This window comes from Gordonia sp. NPDC003585 (assembly GCF_040610755.1).
Classification (GTDB): Bacteria; Actinomycetota; Actinomycetes; order Mycobacteriales; family Mycobacteriaceae; genus Gordonia.
The window spans coordinates 1-16,488 of the sequence record NZ_JBEXMX010000063.1; the positions used below are offsets into that span (position 1 = coordinate 1).

At 66.0% G+C, this 16,488-nt stretch carries 20 protein-coding genes; 7 read left to right on the forward strand and 13 right to left on the reverse strand.

The genetic code is table 11. The features are described 5' to 3' along the window. The first annotated feature begins 221 nt into the window (after positions 1-221). Genes ABZW74_RS16930 through ABZW74_RS16940 form a run of 3 tightly spaced genes read left to right on the forward strand, consistent with a single transcriptional unit; the run spans position 222 to position 2,050 of the window. Positions 222-911, forward strand: coding sequence for a hypothetical protein (locus tag ABZW74_RS16930; RefSeq protein WP_355277747.1), 690 nt, complete (start codon positions 222-224; stop codon positions 909-911). Positions 912-953: 42 nt separating this feature from the next. Then, the gene (locus ABZW74_RS16935) at positions 954-1,343 is read left to right on the forward strand and encodes a phage holin family protein (protein ID WP_355277749.1); all 390 of its coding nucleotides are present in this window, start codon (positions 954-956) and stop codon (positions 1,341-1,343) included. Beyond that, positions 1,340-2,050: an SIMPL domain-containing protein gene (locus ABZW74_RS16940; protein ID WP_355277752.1), complete on the forward strand. Its 711-nt coding sequence runs from the start codon at positions 1,340-1,342 to the stop codon at positions 2,048-2,050. Before ABZW74_RS16935 ends, ABZW74_RS16940 begins: the two co-directional genes overlap by 4 nt. Position 2,051: 1 nt before the next feature. On the opposite strand, the gene ABZW74_RS16945 is transcribed toward ABZW74_RS16940, so the two are convergent. After that, positions 2,052-2,894 (reverse strand): LLM class F420-dependent oxidoreductase, encoded by an 843-nt coding sequence (locus tag ABZW74_RS16945; RefSeq protein WP_355277755.1) that lies wholly within the window; start codon positions 2,892-2,894, stop codon positions 2,052-2,054. 28 nt (positions 2,895-2,922) lie between these two features. After that, positions 2,923-4,722, reverse strand: coding sequence for a hypothetical protein (locus ABZW74_RS16950; protein WP_355277758.1), 1,800 nt, complete (start codon positions 4,720-4,722; stop codon positions 2,923-2,925). A gap of 44 nt (positions 4,723-4,766) precedes the next feature. Here ABZW74_RS16950 and dtd point away from each other — a divergent pair, with 44 nt between their 5' ends. Together dtd and fdhD are read left to right on the forward strand one after the other, a co-directional pair. After that, positions 4,767-5,219: a D-aminoacyl-tRNA deacylase gene (gene dtd / locus ABZW74_RS16955; RefSeq protein ID WP_355277760.1), complete on the forward strand. Its 453-nt coding sequence runs from the start codon at positions 4,767-4,769 to the stop codon at positions 5,217-5,219. A 57-nt stretch (positions 5,220-5,276) separates the two neighbouring features. Then, positions 5,277-6,164 carry a formate dehydrogenase accessory sulfurtransferase FdhD gene (gene fdhD / locus ABZW74_RS16960; protein ID WP_355277762.1) on the forward strand — a complete coding sequence of 296 codons (888 nt, stop codon included), beginning with the start codon at positions 5,277-5,279 and terminating at the stop codon, positions 6,162-6,164. Here fdhD and ABZW74_RS16965 read toward each other — a convergent pair. The 11 genes from ABZW74_RS16965 to ABZW74_RS17015 all read right to left on the reverse strand — a co-directional run bounded on the left by ABZW74_RS16965 (position 6,115) and on the right by ABZW74_RS17015 (position 15,139). Continuing rightward, positions 6,115-8,232: a DUF2156 domain-containing protein gene (locus tag ABZW74_RS16965; RefSeq protein ID WP_355277764.1), complete on the reverse strand. Its 2,118-nt coding sequence runs from the start codon at positions 8,230-8,232 to the stop codon at positions 6,115-6,117. The two genes, fdhD and ABZW74_RS16965, sit on opposite strands and share 50 nt — an antisense overlap. Positions 8,233-8,330: 98 nt before the next feature. Then, entirely contained in the window at positions 8,331-9,125 is a 795-nt protein-coding gene (map, locus tag ABZW74_RS16970) for a type I methionyl aminopeptidase (protein WP_355277766.1), read from the reverse strand. A gap of 22 nt (positions 9,126-9,147) precedes the next feature. Continuing rightward, the gene (locus ABZW74_RS16975; RefSeq protein WP_240860212.1) at positions 9,148-9,702 is read right to left on the reverse strand and encodes an adenylate kinase; all 555 of its coding nucleotides are present in this window, start codon (positions 9,700-9,702) and stop codon (positions 9,148-9,150) included. Next, on the reverse strand, positions 9,699-11,024 hold the full coding sequence (gene secY, locus ABZW74_RS16980; protein ID WP_240860214.1) for a preprotein translocase subunit SecY: 1,326 nt from the start codon (positions 11,022-11,024) through the stop codon (positions 9,699-9,701). The genes ABZW74_RS16975 and secY overlap by 4 nt, the downstream gene beginning before the upstream one ends. Before the next feature lie 183 nt (positions 11,025-11,207). Beyond that, positions 11,208-11,648: a 50S ribosomal protein L15 gene (gene rplO, locus ABZW74_RS16985; RefSeq protein ID WP_240860216.1), complete on the reverse strand. Its 441-nt coding sequence runs from the start codon at positions 11,646-11,648 to the stop codon at positions 11,208-11,210. A 2-nt stretch (positions 11,649-11,650) separates the two neighbouring features. Continuing rightward, positions 11,651-11,833: a 50S ribosomal protein L30 gene (gene rpmD, locus ABZW74_RS16990; protein WP_012835380.1), complete on the reverse strand. Its 183-nt coding sequence runs from the start codon at positions 11,831-11,833 to the stop codon at positions 11,651-11,653. Positions 11,834-11,838: 5 nt separating this feature from the next. Next, positions 11,839-12,486, reverse strand: a complete 648-nt coding sequence (rpsE, locus tag ABZW74_RS16995; protein WP_240860218.1) for a 30S ribosomal protein S5 — start codon at positions 12,484-12,486, stop codon at positions 11,839-11,841. A 46-nt stretch (positions 12,487-12,532) separates the two neighbouring features. Continuing rightward, a complete protein-coding gene (gene rplR / locus ABZW74_RS17000; RefSeq protein ID WP_240860221.1) occupies positions 12,533-12,937 on the reverse strand; it encodes a 50S ribosomal protein L18 in 405 nt (134 codons plus the stop codon). Positions 12,938-12,940: 3 nt separating this feature from the next. Then, the gene (gene rplF, locus ABZW74_RS17005) at positions 12,941-13,477 is read right to left on the reverse strand and encodes a 50S ribosomal protein L6 (RefSeq protein ID WP_240860223.1); all 537 of its coding nucleotides are present in this window, start codon (positions 13,475-13,477) and stop codon (positions 12,941-12,943) included. 17 nt (positions 13,478-13,494) lie between these two features. Next, complete coding sequence (gene rpsH, locus ABZW74_RS17010) at positions 13,495-13,893, reverse strand: 30S ribosomal protein S8 (RefSeq protein ID WP_010842213.1); 399 nt, start codon at positions 13,891-13,893, stop codon at positions 13,495-13,497. Positions 13,894-14,485: 592 nt separating this feature from the next. Continuing rightward, positions 14,486-15,139: a hypothetical protein gene (locus ABZW74_RS17015; protein ID WP_355277772.1), complete on the reverse strand. Its 654-nt coding sequence runs from the start codon at positions 15,137-15,139 to the stop codon at positions 14,486-14,488. 115 nt (positions 15,140-15,254) lie between these two features. Here ABZW74_RS17015 and ABZW74_RS17020 point away from each other — a divergent pair, with 115 nt between their 5' ends. Both ABZW74_RS17020 and ABZW74_RS17025 read left to right on the forward strand, forming a co-directional pair. Further along, the gene (locus ABZW74_RS17020; protein WP_240860226.1) at positions 15,255-16,016 is read left to right on the forward strand and encodes a DUF2127 domain-containing protein; all 762 of its coding nucleotides are present in this window, start codon (positions 15,255-15,257) and stop codon (positions 16,014-16,016) included. A 43-nt stretch (positions 16,017-16,059) separates the two neighbouring features. Further along, positions 16,060-16,392 carry a LuxR family transcriptional regulator gene (locus ABZW74_RS17025; RefSeq protein ID WP_240860227.1) on the forward strand — a complete coding sequence of 111 codons (333 nt, stop codon included), beginning with the start codon at positions 16,060-16,062 and terminating at the stop codon, positions 16,390-16,392. Positions 16,393-16,488 lie beyond the last annotated feature (96 nt).

The window sequence follows — 16,488 nt, forward strand, 5'->3', positions numbered from 1 at the left end:
CCCCTATTTTTCGTGGATCATCGTCGCCGCGCCGCGCTCCACGGCCCTCTTCCCTCCTCCACGATCGCCGCCGCAGGCGGCGCGTGGGTCGCTGATTCGACGAGATCTCGGGTCGACCGGGACTCGGAGTCGAGAGCACTTGCCCCGCGGAGCTCTCTGAACGGACATTTCCTCTGGTCGGACTCTATTTTCGGCCTCACCACGGTTGCTACGTTGGCGCCATGATCCTGGAGGTCCTGGCCGCGGTCGATCCCAGCGGCACCGACGTCGGCGATGTTCTGGCGCGAAAGGGCGGCGGCAAGGGTTTCAAGGTCTCCGCGCCTCTCATCCTCATCGTCATCGCCGCCGTCATCGGGGTCATCGTGCGGTTCGCGTGGGCTCGTCGGGAGCAGATCGCAGGCTTTCTGAACTCCCTGAACTCGGGTACCCCCGGAAGCCGCAGCACTCCCCCAAGTCCCGCCGACGTCCGAGCCGCGATGGATCCGACGACGCCGCCGCAGACATTGGCGCACATGGTGAACAACGCACCGCCGCTGCGGCCGTACGTGGCTTCCAATCCCGCGGCCGAGCCGGACCTCTTGCGCTACCTCGGCACCCTCGGCGATCCCGCGATCAATCAGGCACTCAACGCACGAGGCGTCGGCAACCCGACCGCCCACCCCGGCATGAATGCCCCCGTGTCCGGTCCATCGATGGTCAAGCCGCCACCGGCCAGCGGTCCGACACCGCTCCCGCGTCAACCGGTTGGCGCACCGGGCCAGGTCTACCCGAGCGCACCCGTGCACGTCCGACCACCGACCGGCCCGATGCCGGGCAACGCGCCCCCGCGTCCGCACCAGCCCGGATATCGCGGCCCCGCCGGACCGCCGACCGGTCACCCCCAGTGGAATCCCGGACCGCCTCGGCCCTGACCACCCGACTCGGGAGTCGCATGTCCTGGCAAACTGTGCGACATGGCAGCGTTTCTTGTTCGTACGGTCTTCACCGGTTTCGCGTTGTGGATCGCGTCGCTCATCGTTCCGGGCATCGACTTCGTGGGCGGTTCCAACAACTGGGAGAAGCTGGGCATCGTCCTGGTGGTCGCAGTCATCTTCGGGCTGGTCAACGCGGTCATCAAGCCGATCGTGCAGATCATCGCGATCCCCTTCTACATCCTGACCCTCGGCCTCATCCACGTCGTGATCAACGCATTCATGCTGGAGATCACGGCGTGGATCACGCGTAACACCACGCATTGGGGAATCGAGGTCGACGACTTCTTCTGGTCGGCCATCTTCGGCGCCATCGTCATCTCGCTCGTCGGATGGGGATTCGCCATGCTCATGAAGGAGCCGTACGAATGAGGCGCCGGGCAGCCGTCGCCGCGGGCGTGCTCGCGGCCATCGTGGCGCTGGTCGCCGGTTGCGGCGACGACAGCTCATCGCCACAACGAACCGTCACCGTCGTGGGTACCGGCACCGTGACCGGAACCCCCGACACCGTCCGCGCCGACATCGGCATCGAGGCCACCGGCAGCGATGTGTCCGCGGCGCTCAACCAGGCGAGCACCAAGGTGGCTGCGGTGACCGACGCCGTGGTGGCGGCGGGCGTCGCACGCAAGGATGTGCAGACGCAGCAGGTGACGCTCACTCCTCAGTACTCGTCACCCGCGCCCGGTGGCACCAGCCAGATCACCGGATATCAGGCGACCAACACGATTCGGGTGATCATCCGGGACATCCCGAAGGCGTCGGGGGTGCTGAGCGCGGCGGTGAATGCCGGCGGCAACGAGACGCGGATCAGCAACGTGACTTTCGCGATCGACGACGATTCGGCGCTGATGAAGCAGGCCCGCGAGACGGCGTTCAAGGACGCTCGCAGTCGCGCGGAGCAGTACGCATCGCTGGCCGACGACTCTCTCGGCGACGTCATCACGATCAACGAGACCACCAGCGGTGGCCAGCAACCTGCGCCCACCTACCAGCGCGATGTCGCGGCGGCTCCGGTGCCACTGGAACCCGGGCAGCAGCGGCTCACCTTCACCGTGACCGTCACCTACGCGCTGACGTGACTCACGCCCCGATGATCGCCGCCAACTGTTCGACGGGAGTCTCCGACCCGAGCACCTGAACGGCGACGTGGTTCGCACCGGCCGCGAGATGCTCGTCGACCTGTGCTCGCACCTGCGCCGCGGTGCCGTGCGCGACGAGCGCGTCGATCAGAGCATCACTGCCGCCGTTCTCGATGTCGGCGTCGGTCCAGCCCAGGCGCTTCAGGTTCGAGGTGTAGTTGCGCAGGTGAAGGTACGGCTGATCCACCGGCGGACGGCCGACCGCCCGGGCCGCCTCGGGATCGGTGCCGAGCACCCCCTTGTGTTCCGGTGCGAGCAGCGAATCGGGGCCGAGCGTTTCACGCGCAATCTTGGTGTGCGACGGCGGCGTCAGGTACGGGTGCGCACCGAGTGCGCGGTCGGCGGAGAGCCGCAGCATGCGCGGTCCCAGCGCGGCCAGCACGCGACGTTCGACGGGCACGCCCTTCGCGTCGAGCGTGTCGAGGTAGCGGCTCACCGCGTCGTAGGGCTTCTCGTACTCGGCGGTGGCCTCCGGGTGGCCGGCACCGATGCCGAGGTAGAAGCGACCGGGAAAGTCGTTCTCGAGGTCGGCGAATTCGTCGGCGATGGTCCCGGCGTCGGTGTTCCAGATGTTCACGATGCCGGTCGCGACGGTGATGTTCTGAGTGGCGGCAAGGACTTTGCGAATGGGCTTCAGGTGTTTCGGCGACCCACCGAGCCAGATGGCGCCGTACCCGAGGTCCTCGATCTGCGCGGCCTCGTCGGGCGAGAACCGGCCAAACCATCCCCATGTGCCGTGCGTCCCGAAGCGTTCGATGTGTGCTGCCCTGTCCGATGTCGTCATGTTGTGGGCAACCGAGCGCGTCCGCGGCCTATTCCGATTGCAGGATCTTGTCCCGCATCCCGATGAGCGAGTGCCGCATCTCCGACGTCAGCAAATCGGGGGTGCCCAGCATCATCATCCCGTAGCGCTGGTGCGTGGGCGCATCGTTGGCCGCGAGGATGGCCTCCGCGCGTTTCGCAACGCTGCCCTTGACCTGAAACCATGCCAGGAAGTCGGTGACGGTGGTCGTCGCGAACTGCCCGTTCAGGGAGTCGTTGGCACGACCGATCGCCCATCCGATCGCAGCTGCGAGTCGGTTCGCTGCCGGCTTGCGACGGAAGATCGTCGGATCGTTGCGCGCCGCGCGCGACAGCATCCGACGCATGGCCGTGCGATGTTCGACGTCGAAGAATGCGTCGGCGCACGCGTCACACTTGTCGAGAACCTCATCGACCACCGGGACGATGTCGTCCGGAATGCCGTCGCGCACAAAGTCTTCGTCGGGCAGTGGCGTGTCGTCGAGTTCGACGAGCGCCACCCGGCCCCCGACTCTGTCGTCGAGGAGTCTGAGCAGTATCTCAGGCCCGATCGTGTCGGGTACGTTCGGTTCGGCGGCCGAGTCGGGCCTGGGTTGGTCGTCGGGACCGAGGAACGACAACCGCGCGATGTCGGCGATCTCCTCGGCGCGACTCGGGCGGTTGCTGTTGTTGATCGCCCGGTGGAAAGCCTTCTCGTGGCGCATCACGGCCGCAGTCGTCTCGAACCGGGAGGTGGGCGTCGCACCGCGAACCTCGTGGCAGTACGCAATGAACGCGCGCATCAGGTCCGGGTACCGGGCAAGGGATTCACGCGTGTCGACGACCTTGCCCGGAATGAGGTCGACCAGCATCCGCTTGACCACCACCGGGCTCCACCGCATGGGGTCGGGATCGTTGAGCCACATCAGGTTTTCCAAAGCGGACCGGGCGTCGGCGTTGTCGAGGTCACGTCCATAGGACGACGCGAAGAACGCGTCGGACAGGTCGGCCTGCTCCTCGTCCGACAACGGTCGGGGCACGGACGACTCTCCGCCCGCGGGGAGGAACCGAAGAGCCCACTCCAGGATCGGCCGGCACATCGGCCAGGTGTCGGTCTCGAGGCGCGGCACGATCATGGCGCCGAACTTGATCGCGTCCTCCAGCGTCGCGCGCCCCGTCGCCGGGTCGACGGTGCGGATCGCCGCGCCGTCGGCCGCGTCGATAGTTTCACGCATACGTGCGAGCAGTTCTGCGTGGGACTCGGGGCTCGGAAACGCATCCTTGACCACCGACCCGAGATTGTGGTCGACGAACACGAGGAATGTGACCGGATCACGGCCGATGTCGACCGTGATGACATAGTCGTCCCCGTCACCGAGTTCGTGCGTGGCGAGGGAGACGTCGGAACTCGCCCGGGCGTCGGCAAGGCTGTTCAACCAGTTCGGCATGGGGTGGCGACGCGTCGCAAGTTCGCTCGCGATCCGGGTACGGAGAGCGTCGTCGGGGATCAGCGCTTTCATGACCATCAGCGCGGCAGTCGTCTCGGCGTACGGCAGCCCGATGAACGATTCGACCAGCGGGTCCAGCGTGAGCACCTCTTCATCCGGGAACAGCGGATTCGCATTGCGCGGGTCAGTGGCCTCGATCAATCCCGCGACGGTCATCAGCAGGTCGATCGGTTCATCGGTGCGCAGAGACGCTCGGATCTGCTGAAACAGCGGCTCGTCGGTGAAGTCGTCGTGCGCCGGTGGAGGCGGCACCGAGTGCAGGTGACGCCGACGCGCTTCCCGCTCGCGCGACGTCTGCTTCTTGCGTCGGGACTTCTTGGCCATTGCGCCCACCCTATCGACCCGCCGCGCGCCGCTAACCTGTCGGCATGAGAGCGGTCCTCCAGCGGGTGACATCGGCGGCGGTCACGGTCGACGGCAACGTCGTCGGCAGCCTCGACATCGCGCCTGGTGGTCAGGGCCTGGTGGCGTTGATCGGGGTCACCCACGACGACACTCCCGCCGAGGCGGCCAAGCTCGCCGACAAGATCTGGCGACTGCGCATCCTCGACCCCGACGACAACGGCTCGGAGCGCGCCGCCGCCGACGTCGGCGCGCCGATCCTGGTGATCAGCCAGTTCACTCTGTACGCCAACACCGCGAAGGGTCGTCGGCCGTCGTGGAACGCGGCGGCACCCCGACCGGTCGCCGAACCGCTGGTCGACGCGGTCGTTGAGGCCTTGCGGGGATTCGGCGCGACGGTCGCCACCGGCAGCTTCGGCGCGCACATGCAGGTCGCGCTGGTCAACGACGGTCCGGTGACGATCATCCTCGACACCTGAATGGAGTCGCGACCGACCAAGGACTGTTCTGAGGTCTCCGCGCGTAGTCTCGGTCGCATGGGACGCATCACCTCCCGACGACGCGTGACGCGACTCCGACGTGGCATGGCTCCGTCGACGCGCGCCGACACGCTCGCAGTCGAGGAGCCACTCGAGATCCGTCTGAGTGGAGAGCGTTTCGTGGTCACCATGCGCACGCCCGGCGACGACGTCGAGCTCGCGCTGGGGTTTCTGGTGTCCGAGGGGATCATCACCGGAATCGACGACGTGGTCGGGGCCCGCTACTGCGCAGGCACCGACAGTTCGGGCGCCAACACCTACAACGTTCTCGACGTGACGCTGGGCCCCGGCGTTGCCGCCCCTGATTCGTCGAGCATCCGGGCCACTCCCGTGACCAGTGCCTGCGGGGTCTGCGGTAAGGACAGCATCGAGTCCGTCACCACCCACTCGGCTTTCGATGTGGGCCCCACGTCATTGCGCGTCGACGCCGACCTTCTCTTGTCCCTGCCCGACCGTCTCCGCGCCGGGCAGAACGTTTTTGACAAGACCGGCGGTCTGCACGCCGCGGGCCTGTTCGACGCGACCACCGGCGAGATGCTCGTGCTGCGCGAGGACGTGGGTCGGCACAACGCCGTGGACAAAGTCGTCGGCTGGGCACTGCAGGAGGGTCGAATCCCGTTGCACGGCAGCGTGCTCCAGGTCTCCGGTCGGGCGAGTTTCGAGTTGGTACAGAAGGCCGCGATGGCCGGCGTTCCGATGCTGTGTGCGGTGTCGGCGCCGTCGTCGCTGGCCGTCGACCTCGCCGACGATCGCGGTATCACCCTCGTCGGGTTCTCCCGGGGCGATTCGATGGTGATCTACACAGGCGCAGAACGGATCTCGACCGCCGGTACGGTCACTGGTCCTGATGAGACCGCGCCAGCCGCAGCATCTGGGCGGGCGTAGCGTCCGGCAAGTAAGCACGGCTGATGGCCAGGCCGATGCGGGGCAGGTCTGCCTCGTCTCGGTATACGAGAAATACCGGTTCATAGCGGGGGTTGAATTTCTTCTTGAACACGTGCAGCGACCGGAAACCGTAATACGGTTCGAGCGTGGCGCCGAGGGTGTCGAGCACGCGGTCCATCCGCTCGGCATCGGGCGCGTCGTCGCTGTGCGCGAGCGGCGCTCCGGACAGCGAGATGAACTCGGCCCCTTGCTCTTTGAACTCCAGCGCTGACGAGGCTATGAGGTATTCGATGACCGGGCCGAATCCGTCGGTACGTCGACGCATGATGTCGAGGGTCCAGCCGCGGACCACACCACCGGGTCCGAAGACCGGCAACCACGACAAGACGCCGTGGATACTGCCGTCGCCATCGACGGCAAGCGCGACGCGAACCTCGGGGTCGAGTGCCTCCTCGACGCTGCCGAGCGTGAAACCCATCTCGGGTAAGCCCTTGTCGCCCACCCACTCCTCGGAGATCGCGCGCACCTGCGTCTTCACCGCAAACGACTCGTCGGGCAGCGTCGTCAACCGGAACGAGATGTCCTGCTTACGCGCCTTGTTCAGCGCTGACCGCACGTGCTGCCACTTCTTTCCGGTGAACTCCAGACCCGGTAGGTCGACAATGGTGTCCTCCGCGATTTGCACACTGCGCCAACCCGTTTCCGCCGCAACCTCCGCGGTCCGAGCACCGACGGAGAACCAGCAGGGGATCTTACCGCTGTGTTCGGCGAGGTCGACGAACCCGCGCACCGCGGTCTCGATCTCGTCGTCGGCGCACACCGGGTCCGCCAGGGCAAGGAGCGTCCCGACGTGATTCTGATAGGTGGTCACGGCAGTTCCGTTGGCCGAGAACAGATAATCGTTTCCGGGCCAGGTGATCATCCACGACATCGTGCCGCCGCCGTGTTCGCGCAACAGGTCCTTCACCTGGTCGACGGGCTCCTCCCCGGGCGCGGCGCCGATCTGCTTGACGCGCCACGGGACGCCGAAGGCGAACCGGCCCGGTATCAGGATCGCCAGCACGCCCGCCCACAGCAGGGTGGTACCCACGGTGACGCTGGCGTGTGCGCCGACGTCGCGGATGAGCACGATCAGCACCAGCACCACCACGGTCACCGCCACGTTGATGCCACCGACGACTACGGCCACCCACCACGCCCAGCGCTTTCCGCGTCGTAGTTGGTCGGCGATCAGCACGTTGATCACCACACCGATGAGCATCGAGACGAGCGAGTCGTCGTCGGCCGCGTCCGTCGGGCCCAGCGGCCCGCTCGTCGGGAAGAACCACACCACCAGCGATGCGACGGCGATGAACACGAGGCCGACACAGGCGAGGAGTCGGACCTCGCGACGCGTGCGGGGCAGGAATCCCTTCTCCCCGACGCTGAACCAACGCTCGCCGATCCACAGCATCACGACCGTCGCCAACACGTATTGCGAACTCGCGAGCGTCCCTTCGAACAGGAACACCGTCGACACCGCGGCCACGAGCAGCGCCCGAAGACGCAGCCGCCATGGCGAGCGCAAGGTCGCCGACGCGACCGCGACAGCACAGACCACCATGGTGATGGAATCCACCGACAGCGCCCGCCCCATCTCCCGCGCCCACTCCCACGAGAGAGATCCGCGCGTCAGAATCCAGAACACCCCGGCGCTGATCAGTTCCACCCCGACGAGACCGCCGACAGAGACGAGAACGGCTCGCCCGGTGCCCAAACGCCATTCGGCCCAACCCAATCCGACGGCGATCAGCAGGAGGGCAACGACGTAGGTCCCCGGGCTCGGTTCGAAGATGCCGGCGGTGAACACCGTCCAGATCCGCCCGTCACCGAGCGCCGGCAGCCCGAAAGCGACGTCGGCGTACCAGCCCTTCTCGGGGGCGCGTCCCCACAGCGCGCCCGTCGCGATGCCCGCGACGAGCACCAGCAGGAACAGGACGATCGTGAAAGGTACTCGTCGCGCACCGGACGCGATGATCGGGAGAACCCGGCCGGCGCTCGACGTGGACTGTTCCTCAGTAGTGGTCATCGCTCACCGCCGCGTCGAAGGGGCTCCCGCGCCCCACGCCCCGGGATTATCGGAGGTCAGCGTAACAATCTGCAGCGACGCCCGCCCGGCGTTCGTCGCTACGCGGGGCGGGTGGTGAGAATCCGGGGCCCGTCGGCTGTGACCGCGACGGTGTGCTCCCAATGGGCCGAGCGCGACCCGTCGTCGGTGACGACGGTCCAGCCGTCGTCGAGTTCGGTGGTCTCGGTGGTGCCGAGCGTGAGCATCGGCTCGATGGCCAGCGTCGAGCCGATCGTCAGCCATGGTCCGCGGCCGGGCTCACCTTCGTTGGCCAGGAACGGCTCCATGTGCATCTCGCGGCCGATGCCGTGTCCGCCGTAGCCGTCGACGATGCCGAAGCGACGACCGAACTTCCGTTCCGCCGCAACCGTTCCCATCTCGATGGCGTGTGAGATGTCGGTCAGGCGTGCGCCGTCGACCATGGCCTCGATGCCGGCTTCCAGGGACAGCCGGGTGGCGTCGGTCAGATCGGAATCGGCCGAACTCAGGTCGCCGACGCCGAATGTCCACGCGGAGTCACCGTGCCAGCCGTCGAGGATCGCCCCACAGTCGATGGACACGAGATCACCTTGCGCCAGAACCACATCCGCGCTGGGGATGCCATGCACGACGACCTCGTTCACCGAGCTGCAGATGGAGCCGGTGAACCCGTGATAGCCCTTGAACGACGGCACCGCACCCGCCTCGCGGATGACCGTCTCGGCCACCTCGTCGAGCTCGAGAGTGCTCACGCCCGCAGCGGCGGCCGATCGCGTCGCGACCAGCGCCGCACCGACGATCGCGCCCGCCGCCGCCATGGCGTCGAGCTCTCCGGCGGTCCGGAAGGGGACCCGCTTACGCTTGCGGAAGCCCATGCGAGACAACGCGATATCCGCCTCAGGAGACTCCGGCGCCGAGAGCGCTCAGCACGCGCTGATGCACGTCCTGGATGTCGCCGACCGCGTCGATGTTCTTCACCTGGTCGCCGTAGTAGGCGAGCAGCGGTGCGGTTTCCTTGGTGTACACCGCCATCCGGTTACGGATGACCTCTTCGGTGTCGTCGGCCCGACCACGTGCAAGCATGCGGTCCACGACGACATCGGTGTCGACCTCGAAGGACAGCACCGCGTCGAGCGAGGTGTCGAGCGCCGCGAGGATGTCCTTGAGCGCGTCGGCCTGCTCGGTCGAGCGGGGGAATCCGTCGAGGATGAATCCCTTGGCGGCGTCGGGCTCGCCGACGCGTGCGCGCACCATGTCGACCGTGATCTCGGACGGAACGAGATTGCCCGCGTCGAGGTACTTCTTGGCTTCGACACCTACTGCTGTTCCCTGAGAAATGTTCGCGCGGAACAGGTCACCGGTGGAGATGTGCGGAATGCCGAGTGCTTCGCTCAGCAGTTCTGCCTGGGTACCTTTGCCTGCTCCGGGGGGGCCGAGAATCACGAGTCTCACTTGAGGAATCCTTCGTACTTTCGTTGCATCAATTGACTGTTGACTTGCTTCATCGTGTCCAGTCCCACACCGACCATGATCAGGACGGCCGTGCCCCCAAATGGCAGGTTCTGTACACCACCGCTGTTACCGATCTCGAGGAACAGGTTTGGCAGTACCGCGATGATACCCAGGTAGATCGAACCCGGCAGTGTGATGCGACTCAGTACATAGCCGAGGTAGTCGGCGGTCGGCTGCCCCGGGCGGATGCCGGGGATGAAGCCGCCGTACTTCTTCATGTCGTCGGCCCGCTCCTCCGGGTTGAACGTGACCGCCACATAGAAGTAGGTGAAGAAGATGATCATCGCGAAGTAGACGGCGATGTACACCCAGTCGCTCGGGTTGGCGAGGTGGTCGGTGACCCACGTCTGCCAGCCGGAGACCTTCTCGGGATCGCGGGTGAGTTCGACGATCAGCTGCGGCAGATACAACAGCGACGACGCGAAGATGACCGGGATGACGCCGGCCTGGTTGACCTTCAGTGGCAGATAGGTCGACGACCCGCCGTACATCTTGCGCCCGACCATCCGCTTGGCATATTGCACCGGGATGCGTCTCTGGCCCTGCTCGACGAACACCACGCCGGCGACGATCAGCAGCGCCGCCACACAGACCAGTGCGAACACCAGTCCGCCGCGGCTGTTGAGGATGGTGCGGCCTTCGGCAGGGATACGAGCCGCGATACCGGCGAAGATCAGCAGCGACATGCCGTTGCCGATGCCGCGCTCGGTGATGAGCTCACCGAACCACATGACGAGGCAGGCGCCGGCGGTCATCACGAGCACGATGATCGACAGACCGAAGATGTTCTGGTTGGAGATGACCTCGCTGCTCGTCGAACAGGTGCTGGGCAGCAGCTGTCCGCGGTCGGCGAGGGCGACGATGCCGGTGGACTGCAGCAACGCGAGCGCGACCGTCAGGTAACGCGTGTACTGCGTCATCTTGGCCTGGCCGGACTGGCCCTCCTTGCGCAACTGCTCGAAACGCGGGATCACCACGGTGAGCAGCTGCACGATGATGCTCGCCGTGATGTAGGGCATGATGCCGATCGCGAACACCGAAAGCTGCAGCAATGCGCCGCCGGAGAACAGGTTGATCAGCGAGTAGACGGAACTGGAGTCACCGCGGGAGACCTCGTCCAGACACGTCCGCACGGCCTGGTAATTCACACCCGGGGATGGGATCGTCGCGCCGAGCCGGTAAAGGACGACAATGCCGATGACGAAGAAGATCTTCTTCCTCAGATCGGGCGTCCGGAAGGCCGCGAAGAGGGGGGAAAGCACTAACTCCTCCTAGGAACGACCACGCGAGGTGCCTTCCGGATCGAGTGACCCGGCCCCCGTGTGCTCGGCAATCGACAGTGATCTATGGGTGCGCCCAGACAACGGTTGAACTCTACCGTAGCGTCGAAAACCGCCGGGTCGGGCACAGCGTGAGGGCTGTACCCGACCGGCGGTCAGACGTTGTCAGAGCTCGGTGACGCTGCCACCGGCAGCGGCGATCTTCTCCTTGGCCGCAGCCGTGAACTTGTTGGCGGTGACGTCGACCTTGACGGTGAGGTCACCGTCGCCGAGCACCTTGACCAGCTGGTTCTTGCGCACCGCACCGGCCGCGACGAGCTCGTCGACGCCGATGGTGCCGCCCTGCGGGAACAGGCGCGCGATGTCGCCGACGTTGACGACCTGGTACTCGACCCGGTTGCGGTTGGTGAAGCCCTTGAGCTTCGGCAGCCGCATGTGGATCGGCATCTGGCCACCCTCGAAGGCGGCGGGCACGTTCTTGCGTGCCTTGGTGCCCTTGGTGCCGCGACCCGCGGTCTTACCCTTGGAGCCCTCACCGCGACCCACGCGGGTCTTCTCGGTCTTCGCGCCCTCAGCGGGACGAAGGTGATGGAGCTTGATGGTCATTGTTACTTAACCTCTTCGACTGTCACGAGGTGACGAACCACGTTGATGAGGCCGCGGTTGATCGGGGTGTCCTCGCGGGTGACCGACTTGCGGATGCCCTTGAGGCCGAGCGTCCGCAGGCTGTCACGCTGGTTCTTCTTGGTACCGATGGTGCCCTTGACCTGGGTGATCTTGAGTTCAGCCATGGCTATCAGACTCCCTGGCCGGCCCGTGCGCGGAGCATACCGGCGGGCGCGACGTCTTCGATCGGGAGACCGCGGCGGGCCGCGACCTCTTCGGGACGCTGCAGCATCTTGAGCGCCGCAACGGTGGCGTGGACGACGTTGATCGCGTTGTCGCTGCCGAGGCTCTTGGCGAGGACGTCGTGGACGCCCGCGCACTCGAGCACCGCGCGAACCGCGCCACCGGCGATGACACCGGTACCGGGGCTGGCGGGGCGAAGCATCACGACACCGGCCGCGGCCTCACCCTGAACCGGGTGGGTCACGGTGCCGCCGATGAGCGGCACGCGGAAGAAGTTCTTGCGAGCCTCTTCGACGCCCTTCTGGATGGCCGCAGGAACTTCCTTGGCCTTGCCGTAGCCGACGCCGACCATGCCCTGACCGTCGCCGACCACCACGAGAGCGGTGAAGGAGAAGCGACGACCACCCTTGACCACCTTCGAGACGCGGTTGATGGTGACAACGCGCTCGAGCTGGTTGCGGTCCTGGTCGCGGTCGCGGCCACCACGGTCGTCGCGACGTCCGCGACCACCGCGACGGTCGTTGCCGCCTGCGTTCGGGTTGTTGTTGTCGTTACCGGCGGGTCCGTTTCCGCCGTCACGCTGACGTCCGGGCATCAGAGGTTCCCTCCGGTCATGTTGGTGTAGCTGTAGAAATTGGTCATCAGAACTGCAGGCCTCCCTCGCGGGCGGCGTCGGCGAGCGCGGCGATCCGGCCGTGGTAGTCCTTGCCACCACGGTCGAACACGACGGCGTCGACGCCGGCGGCCTTGGCACGGCTGGCGATCAACTCGCCGACCTTGGCGGCCTGGGCGGACTTGTCGCCACCCGCGGCACGCACGTCGGCCTCGATCGAGCTGGCCGCGGCCAGCGTCTTGCCGGCGAGGTCGTCGATGAGCTGGACGTGGATGTGACGGCTGCTGCGCTTCACGGCCAGGCGCGGACGCTCGGCGGTGCCGCTGACCTTCTTGCGCAGGCGGAAGTGACGGTTGACGGTCGCCGTACGACGACGAGTCGACACGTCCTTGCCGAGCGGCTTACGGACCTTTTTGGTTGCTGTATCACTCATGGCTTACTTACCCGTCTTTCCGACCTTGCGACGGATCTGCTCACCCTCGTAGCGAATGCCCTTGCCCTTGTAGGGGTCCGGACGACGCAGGCGGCGGATGTTCGCCGAGATCTGGCCGACTTGCTGCTTGTCGATACCCGAGACCGAGAACTTGGTCGGGGACTCCACGGCGAAGGTGATGCCTTCGGGAGCCTCGATCGGCACGGGATGGCTGTAACCGAGCGCGAACTCGAGGTCGCGACCCTTGGCCTGCACGCGGTAGCCCACGCCGAAGATCTCCATCTTCGTGGTGTAGCCCTGCGTGACGCCCACGACCAGGTTGTTGATCAGCGAGCGGGACAGGCCGTGCAGTGCGCGGCTGCGACGCTCGTCGTCGGGCCGGGTCACCACGATCGAGTTGTCCTCGGTGGCGACGGCGATGGGCTCGGACACGGTGAGCGCGAGCTCACCCTTGGGGCCCTTGACCTTCACGTTCTGGCCGTCGACGGTGACGTCGACGCCGGAAGGGATCTGAATGGGGTTCTTACCGATACGCGACATTGTCTTTTACCCCTCCCTCACCAGACGTAGGCGAGGACTTCGCCGCCCACGCCCTGGTTGGCTGCCTGACGATCGGTGAGCAGACCCGAGGACGTGGAGATGATCGCCACGCCGAGGCCGCCGAGCACCTTGGGCAGATTGGTGGACTTTGCATACACCCGCAGGCCCGGCTTGGAGACGCGGCGCAGTCCGGCGATGGAGCGCTCACGGCTGGGGCCGTACTTGAGGGAAACGACGAGGCTCTTGCCGACCTCCGCGTCTTCGGTGCGGTAGTCGGTGATGTAGCCCTCGCGCTTGAGGATCTCGGCGATGTTCACCTTGATCTTCGACGACGGGAGTGTCACCTCGTCGTGGTACGCCGAGTTGGCGTTGCGCAGACGTGTCAAGAAGTCTGCGATCGGGTCAGTCATGGTCATGGTTGACCGTCAACCTTTCTCGTAGCGGTTCCCATACAGCGCCTGTCGCGGGAAAATGATCCCTGACCTGCGGTGGGCCTTCCACGAAGTGGATAGTTGTTTCTGAAGGTTCTCGCCGCCGATGCCCTTGGCTTTTCGCCGGCACCGGAGACTATTCAGTTGTGTGCCAGCACCTGAAGTGCACAGGCAACCGCTCTAGTGTAGGGAATTTGCTGGCCAGACCCAAATCGCTGCCGCAGAGGTTGCATCTTGCCGCGCCTGGCGCGTCAAACTGCAACTTCTGTTGTCGCGGTGCGCACCCGGGCCGCGGAGCGTGGCGCGGCGACGATGATCCACGAAAAATAGGGGAAGAAACTCGTCCCCTATCCCTCGAGTCCTCCCCGCGAATTTTCTCGCGGACGACTCAACAAGCAGGGGCAGAAAGTAGGGGAAGAACCTTCCCCTACTTTCAGTGGCCCGGCGCCTCGCTGACGTGGCCCGTTCGCCTGCCCTTCGAGGCATCCCTCGGCCGGCGCCTCGGGCACCTCAGCGAGCGGTGGGGTGGTGGACGCTTATGTGCAGGCCAGAGCGCTGGTCACCGAACTTCTGCGGATCAGAGTGCGACGTCGAAACGCGACGTCGGCACGACGTCGAGGTTTCGCTCCGCGCCGAACCGGACGACACTCTCCAGCATCGCCGTCATACGACGCTCGAGTTCGGCTTGGTCTCCCCCGCTGCCGTAGAACGCGTGGACGTCGGACACCGCCGCCATCGGGAACAGTTCTTCGACGATTGCGTCGACGGTCGGCGCATCGGGTGTGAGCGGACGGTCGACGACATTCTGGTAGTACCCGAACGTCGCCTGGGTGTCGATCGCGACCTGTGTGTGATCGTCGAGCCAGATGTGCAGCCACTCGTCGCGGGTCAGTTCGTCGGGCCGCCGGAGGAACGCGATGTTGCTCAGCGCGTCGATGCGCGAACCGTCGGCCGGCAACAACGGATCGAGCGGGGCACGTTCGGTGACCTCCCAGGCGGCGACGCGGTCGGCCATCGGTGCGAGGTCGGCGATCGCAGCATCGAGGTCGTCGGTCCAGATACTCACCACCGCCTCGATCGGCGGGTCGAGTTCACTGATCCGCATCGCGCCGTCGACCGCGTTGTCGGAGATGTTGACCTGAACTCGATGCGCGTTGCGGACAGCGTCGGGCACCGCGGCTACCAGATCCACTCGCGGACCCCATATTGCCGCCATCATCTTGTGCGTCACGGTCGCGACGCTAACCGGCGCCGACGGCCGGCACACCCGAATCACCGTTGACCGTGCAGTCAGTTGGACGACGACCCCGTGCCGAGGAGCCCGGAAGGCACCTACGCTGCATGACGTGAACTGGGAACTGTTCTCCTGCGGGCTACGCGGACACGAGACCTACGCGCCCGACGAGGCAGCGCTGAGCGCACGGCTCCACGTCGAGACCCCCGCCGGCGATTCATGGCGCTGCCTGCGATGCGGCGCGTTTGTCCCCGGCGATCCTCGTCGTAGCGGCCCCGCCGACCACGCGCCCGAGGTACCGCGCGGCCGACTGCTCCGTGACCTCATCATCATGCGACTGCTCGCCGCCGAGCGCGCCATCCGCGGACTGTTCCTCCTCGCCGCCGGCATCGTGGTCATCTCGCTACGACACAGCCAGGATTCCATCCGGTCGAAATTCGAGGCCGAGATGCCGCTGCTTCGTCCCATCGCCGACCAGATCGGTTGGAACATCGACGATTCCAAAGTCGTCGAATGGATCGAGCGATCGTTCACCCTGTCGTCGACGACGATCGTGTGGATCGGCATCGCACTCATCGCCTATGCCGCAACTCAATTCATCGAGGCAGGCGGGCTGTGGTTCATGCGACGGTGGGGTGAGTACTTCGCCGTGGTCGTCACCAGCCTGTTCCTGCCGATCGAGATCTACGAACTCACCGAACGCGTGACCATCGTCCGCATCCTGCTGCTGGCAGTCAACATCGCCGCCGTCGTGTGGTTGATCTGGAGCAAACGCCTCTTCGGCGTGCGCGGCGGCGGAGACGCGTACCACGCTGAACACCACGCCGAGAGCCTGCTGACGGTCGAGCGGGCGGCGGTGGTCGAGGAAGGTTGACGATTCCCGTATCCGTCGGCGCGTCTGGTGGAAGGCTGGACGCATGCAGACGACGCGACTACCCGACCTGGTCGATCAACTGATCGCGACCGCGCGCGAAGCGCACAGCGGGCGCGCCGCGCACACCCTGCACGGCAATTCGGCCCATCACCTCCGGCAGACGGTCATCGCCCTGACCGCCGGCAACTCCCTCTCCGACCATGAGAGCACCCACGAGGCGTCGCTTCAGGTCCTGCGTGGCCGCGTCACCCTCACCACCACCGCCGACCTCGACTGGATCGGAGTCGCCGGCGACCTCGTGATCGTCCCGAACTCGCGTCAAGGCCTTGTCGCACAGGATGATTCGGCTGTTCTGCTGACTGTGCTGACTGGCTGACCGGCCCGCCGCCACGCTGGTACCTCGGGAGGCGCCAACGATATCGTGTCTGACCCGGCCGGTTCGGTCGAACTCGGTCCGGTCGGTCCGCCACGG

Coding starts and splice junctions, on each gene's coding strand:
- ABZW74_RS16935 (WP_355277749.1), top strand. CDS start 954: ATGGCAGCGTTTCTTGTTCGTACGGTCTTCACCGGTTTCGCGTTGTGG.
- ABZW74_RS17025 (WP_240860227.1), top strand. CDS start 16,060: ATGCAGACGACGCGACTACCCGACCTGGTCGATCAACTGATCGCGACC.
- rpmD (WP_012835380.1), bottom strand. CDS start 11,833: ATGGCTGAACTCAAGATCACCCAGGTCAAGGGCACCATCGGTACCAAG.
- rplR (WP_240860221.1), bottom strand. CDS start 12,937: ATGAGTGATACAGCAACCAAAAAGGTCCGTAAGCCGCTCGGCAAGGAC.
- ABZW74_RS16965 (WP_355277764.1), bottom strand. CDS start 8,232: ATGACCACTACTGAGGAACAGTCCACGTCGAGCGCCGGCCGGGTTCTC.
- ABZW74_RS16930 (WP_355277747.1), top strand. CDS start 222: ATGATCCTGGAGGTCCTGGCCGCGGTCGATCCCAGCGGCACCGACGTC.
- ABZW74_RS16940 (WP_355277752.1), top strand. CDS start 1,340: ATGAGGCGCCGGGCAGCCGTCGCCGCGGGCGTGCTCGCGGCCATCGTG.
- dtd (WP_355277760.1), top strand. CDS start 4,767: ATGAGAGCGGTCCTCCAGCGGGTGACATCGGCGGCGGTCACGGTCGAC.
- map (WP_355277766.1), bottom strand. CDS start 9,125: ATGGGCTTCCGCAAGCGTAAGCGGGTCCCCTTCCGGACCGCCGGAGAG.
- ABZW74_RS16950 (WP_355277758.1), bottom strand. CDS start 4,722: ATGGCCAAGAAGTCCCGACGCAAGAAGCAGACGTCGCGCGAGCGGGAA.
- rplF (WP_240860223.1), bottom strand. CDS start 13,477: ATGTCGCGTATCGGTAAGAACCCCATTCAGATCCCTTCCGGCGTCGAC.
- ABZW74_RS16945 (WP_355277755.1), bottom strand. CDS start 2,894: ATGACGACATCGGACAGGGCAGCACACATCGAACGCTTCGGGACGCAC.
- rpsH (WP_010842213.1), bottom strand. CDS start 13,893: ATGACCATGACTGACCCGATCGCAGACTTCTTGACACGTCTGCGCAAC.
- fdhD (WP_355277762.1), top strand. CDS start 5,277: ATGGGACGCATCACCTCCCGACGACGCGTGACGCGACTCCGACGTGGC.
- rpsE (WP_240860218.1), bottom strand. CDS start 12,486: ATGCCCGGACGTCAGCGTGACGGCGGAAACGGACCCGCCGGTAACGAC.
- rplO (WP_240860216.1), bottom strand. CDS start 11,648: ATGACCATCAAGCTCCATCACCTTCGTCCCGCTGAGGGCGCGAAGACC.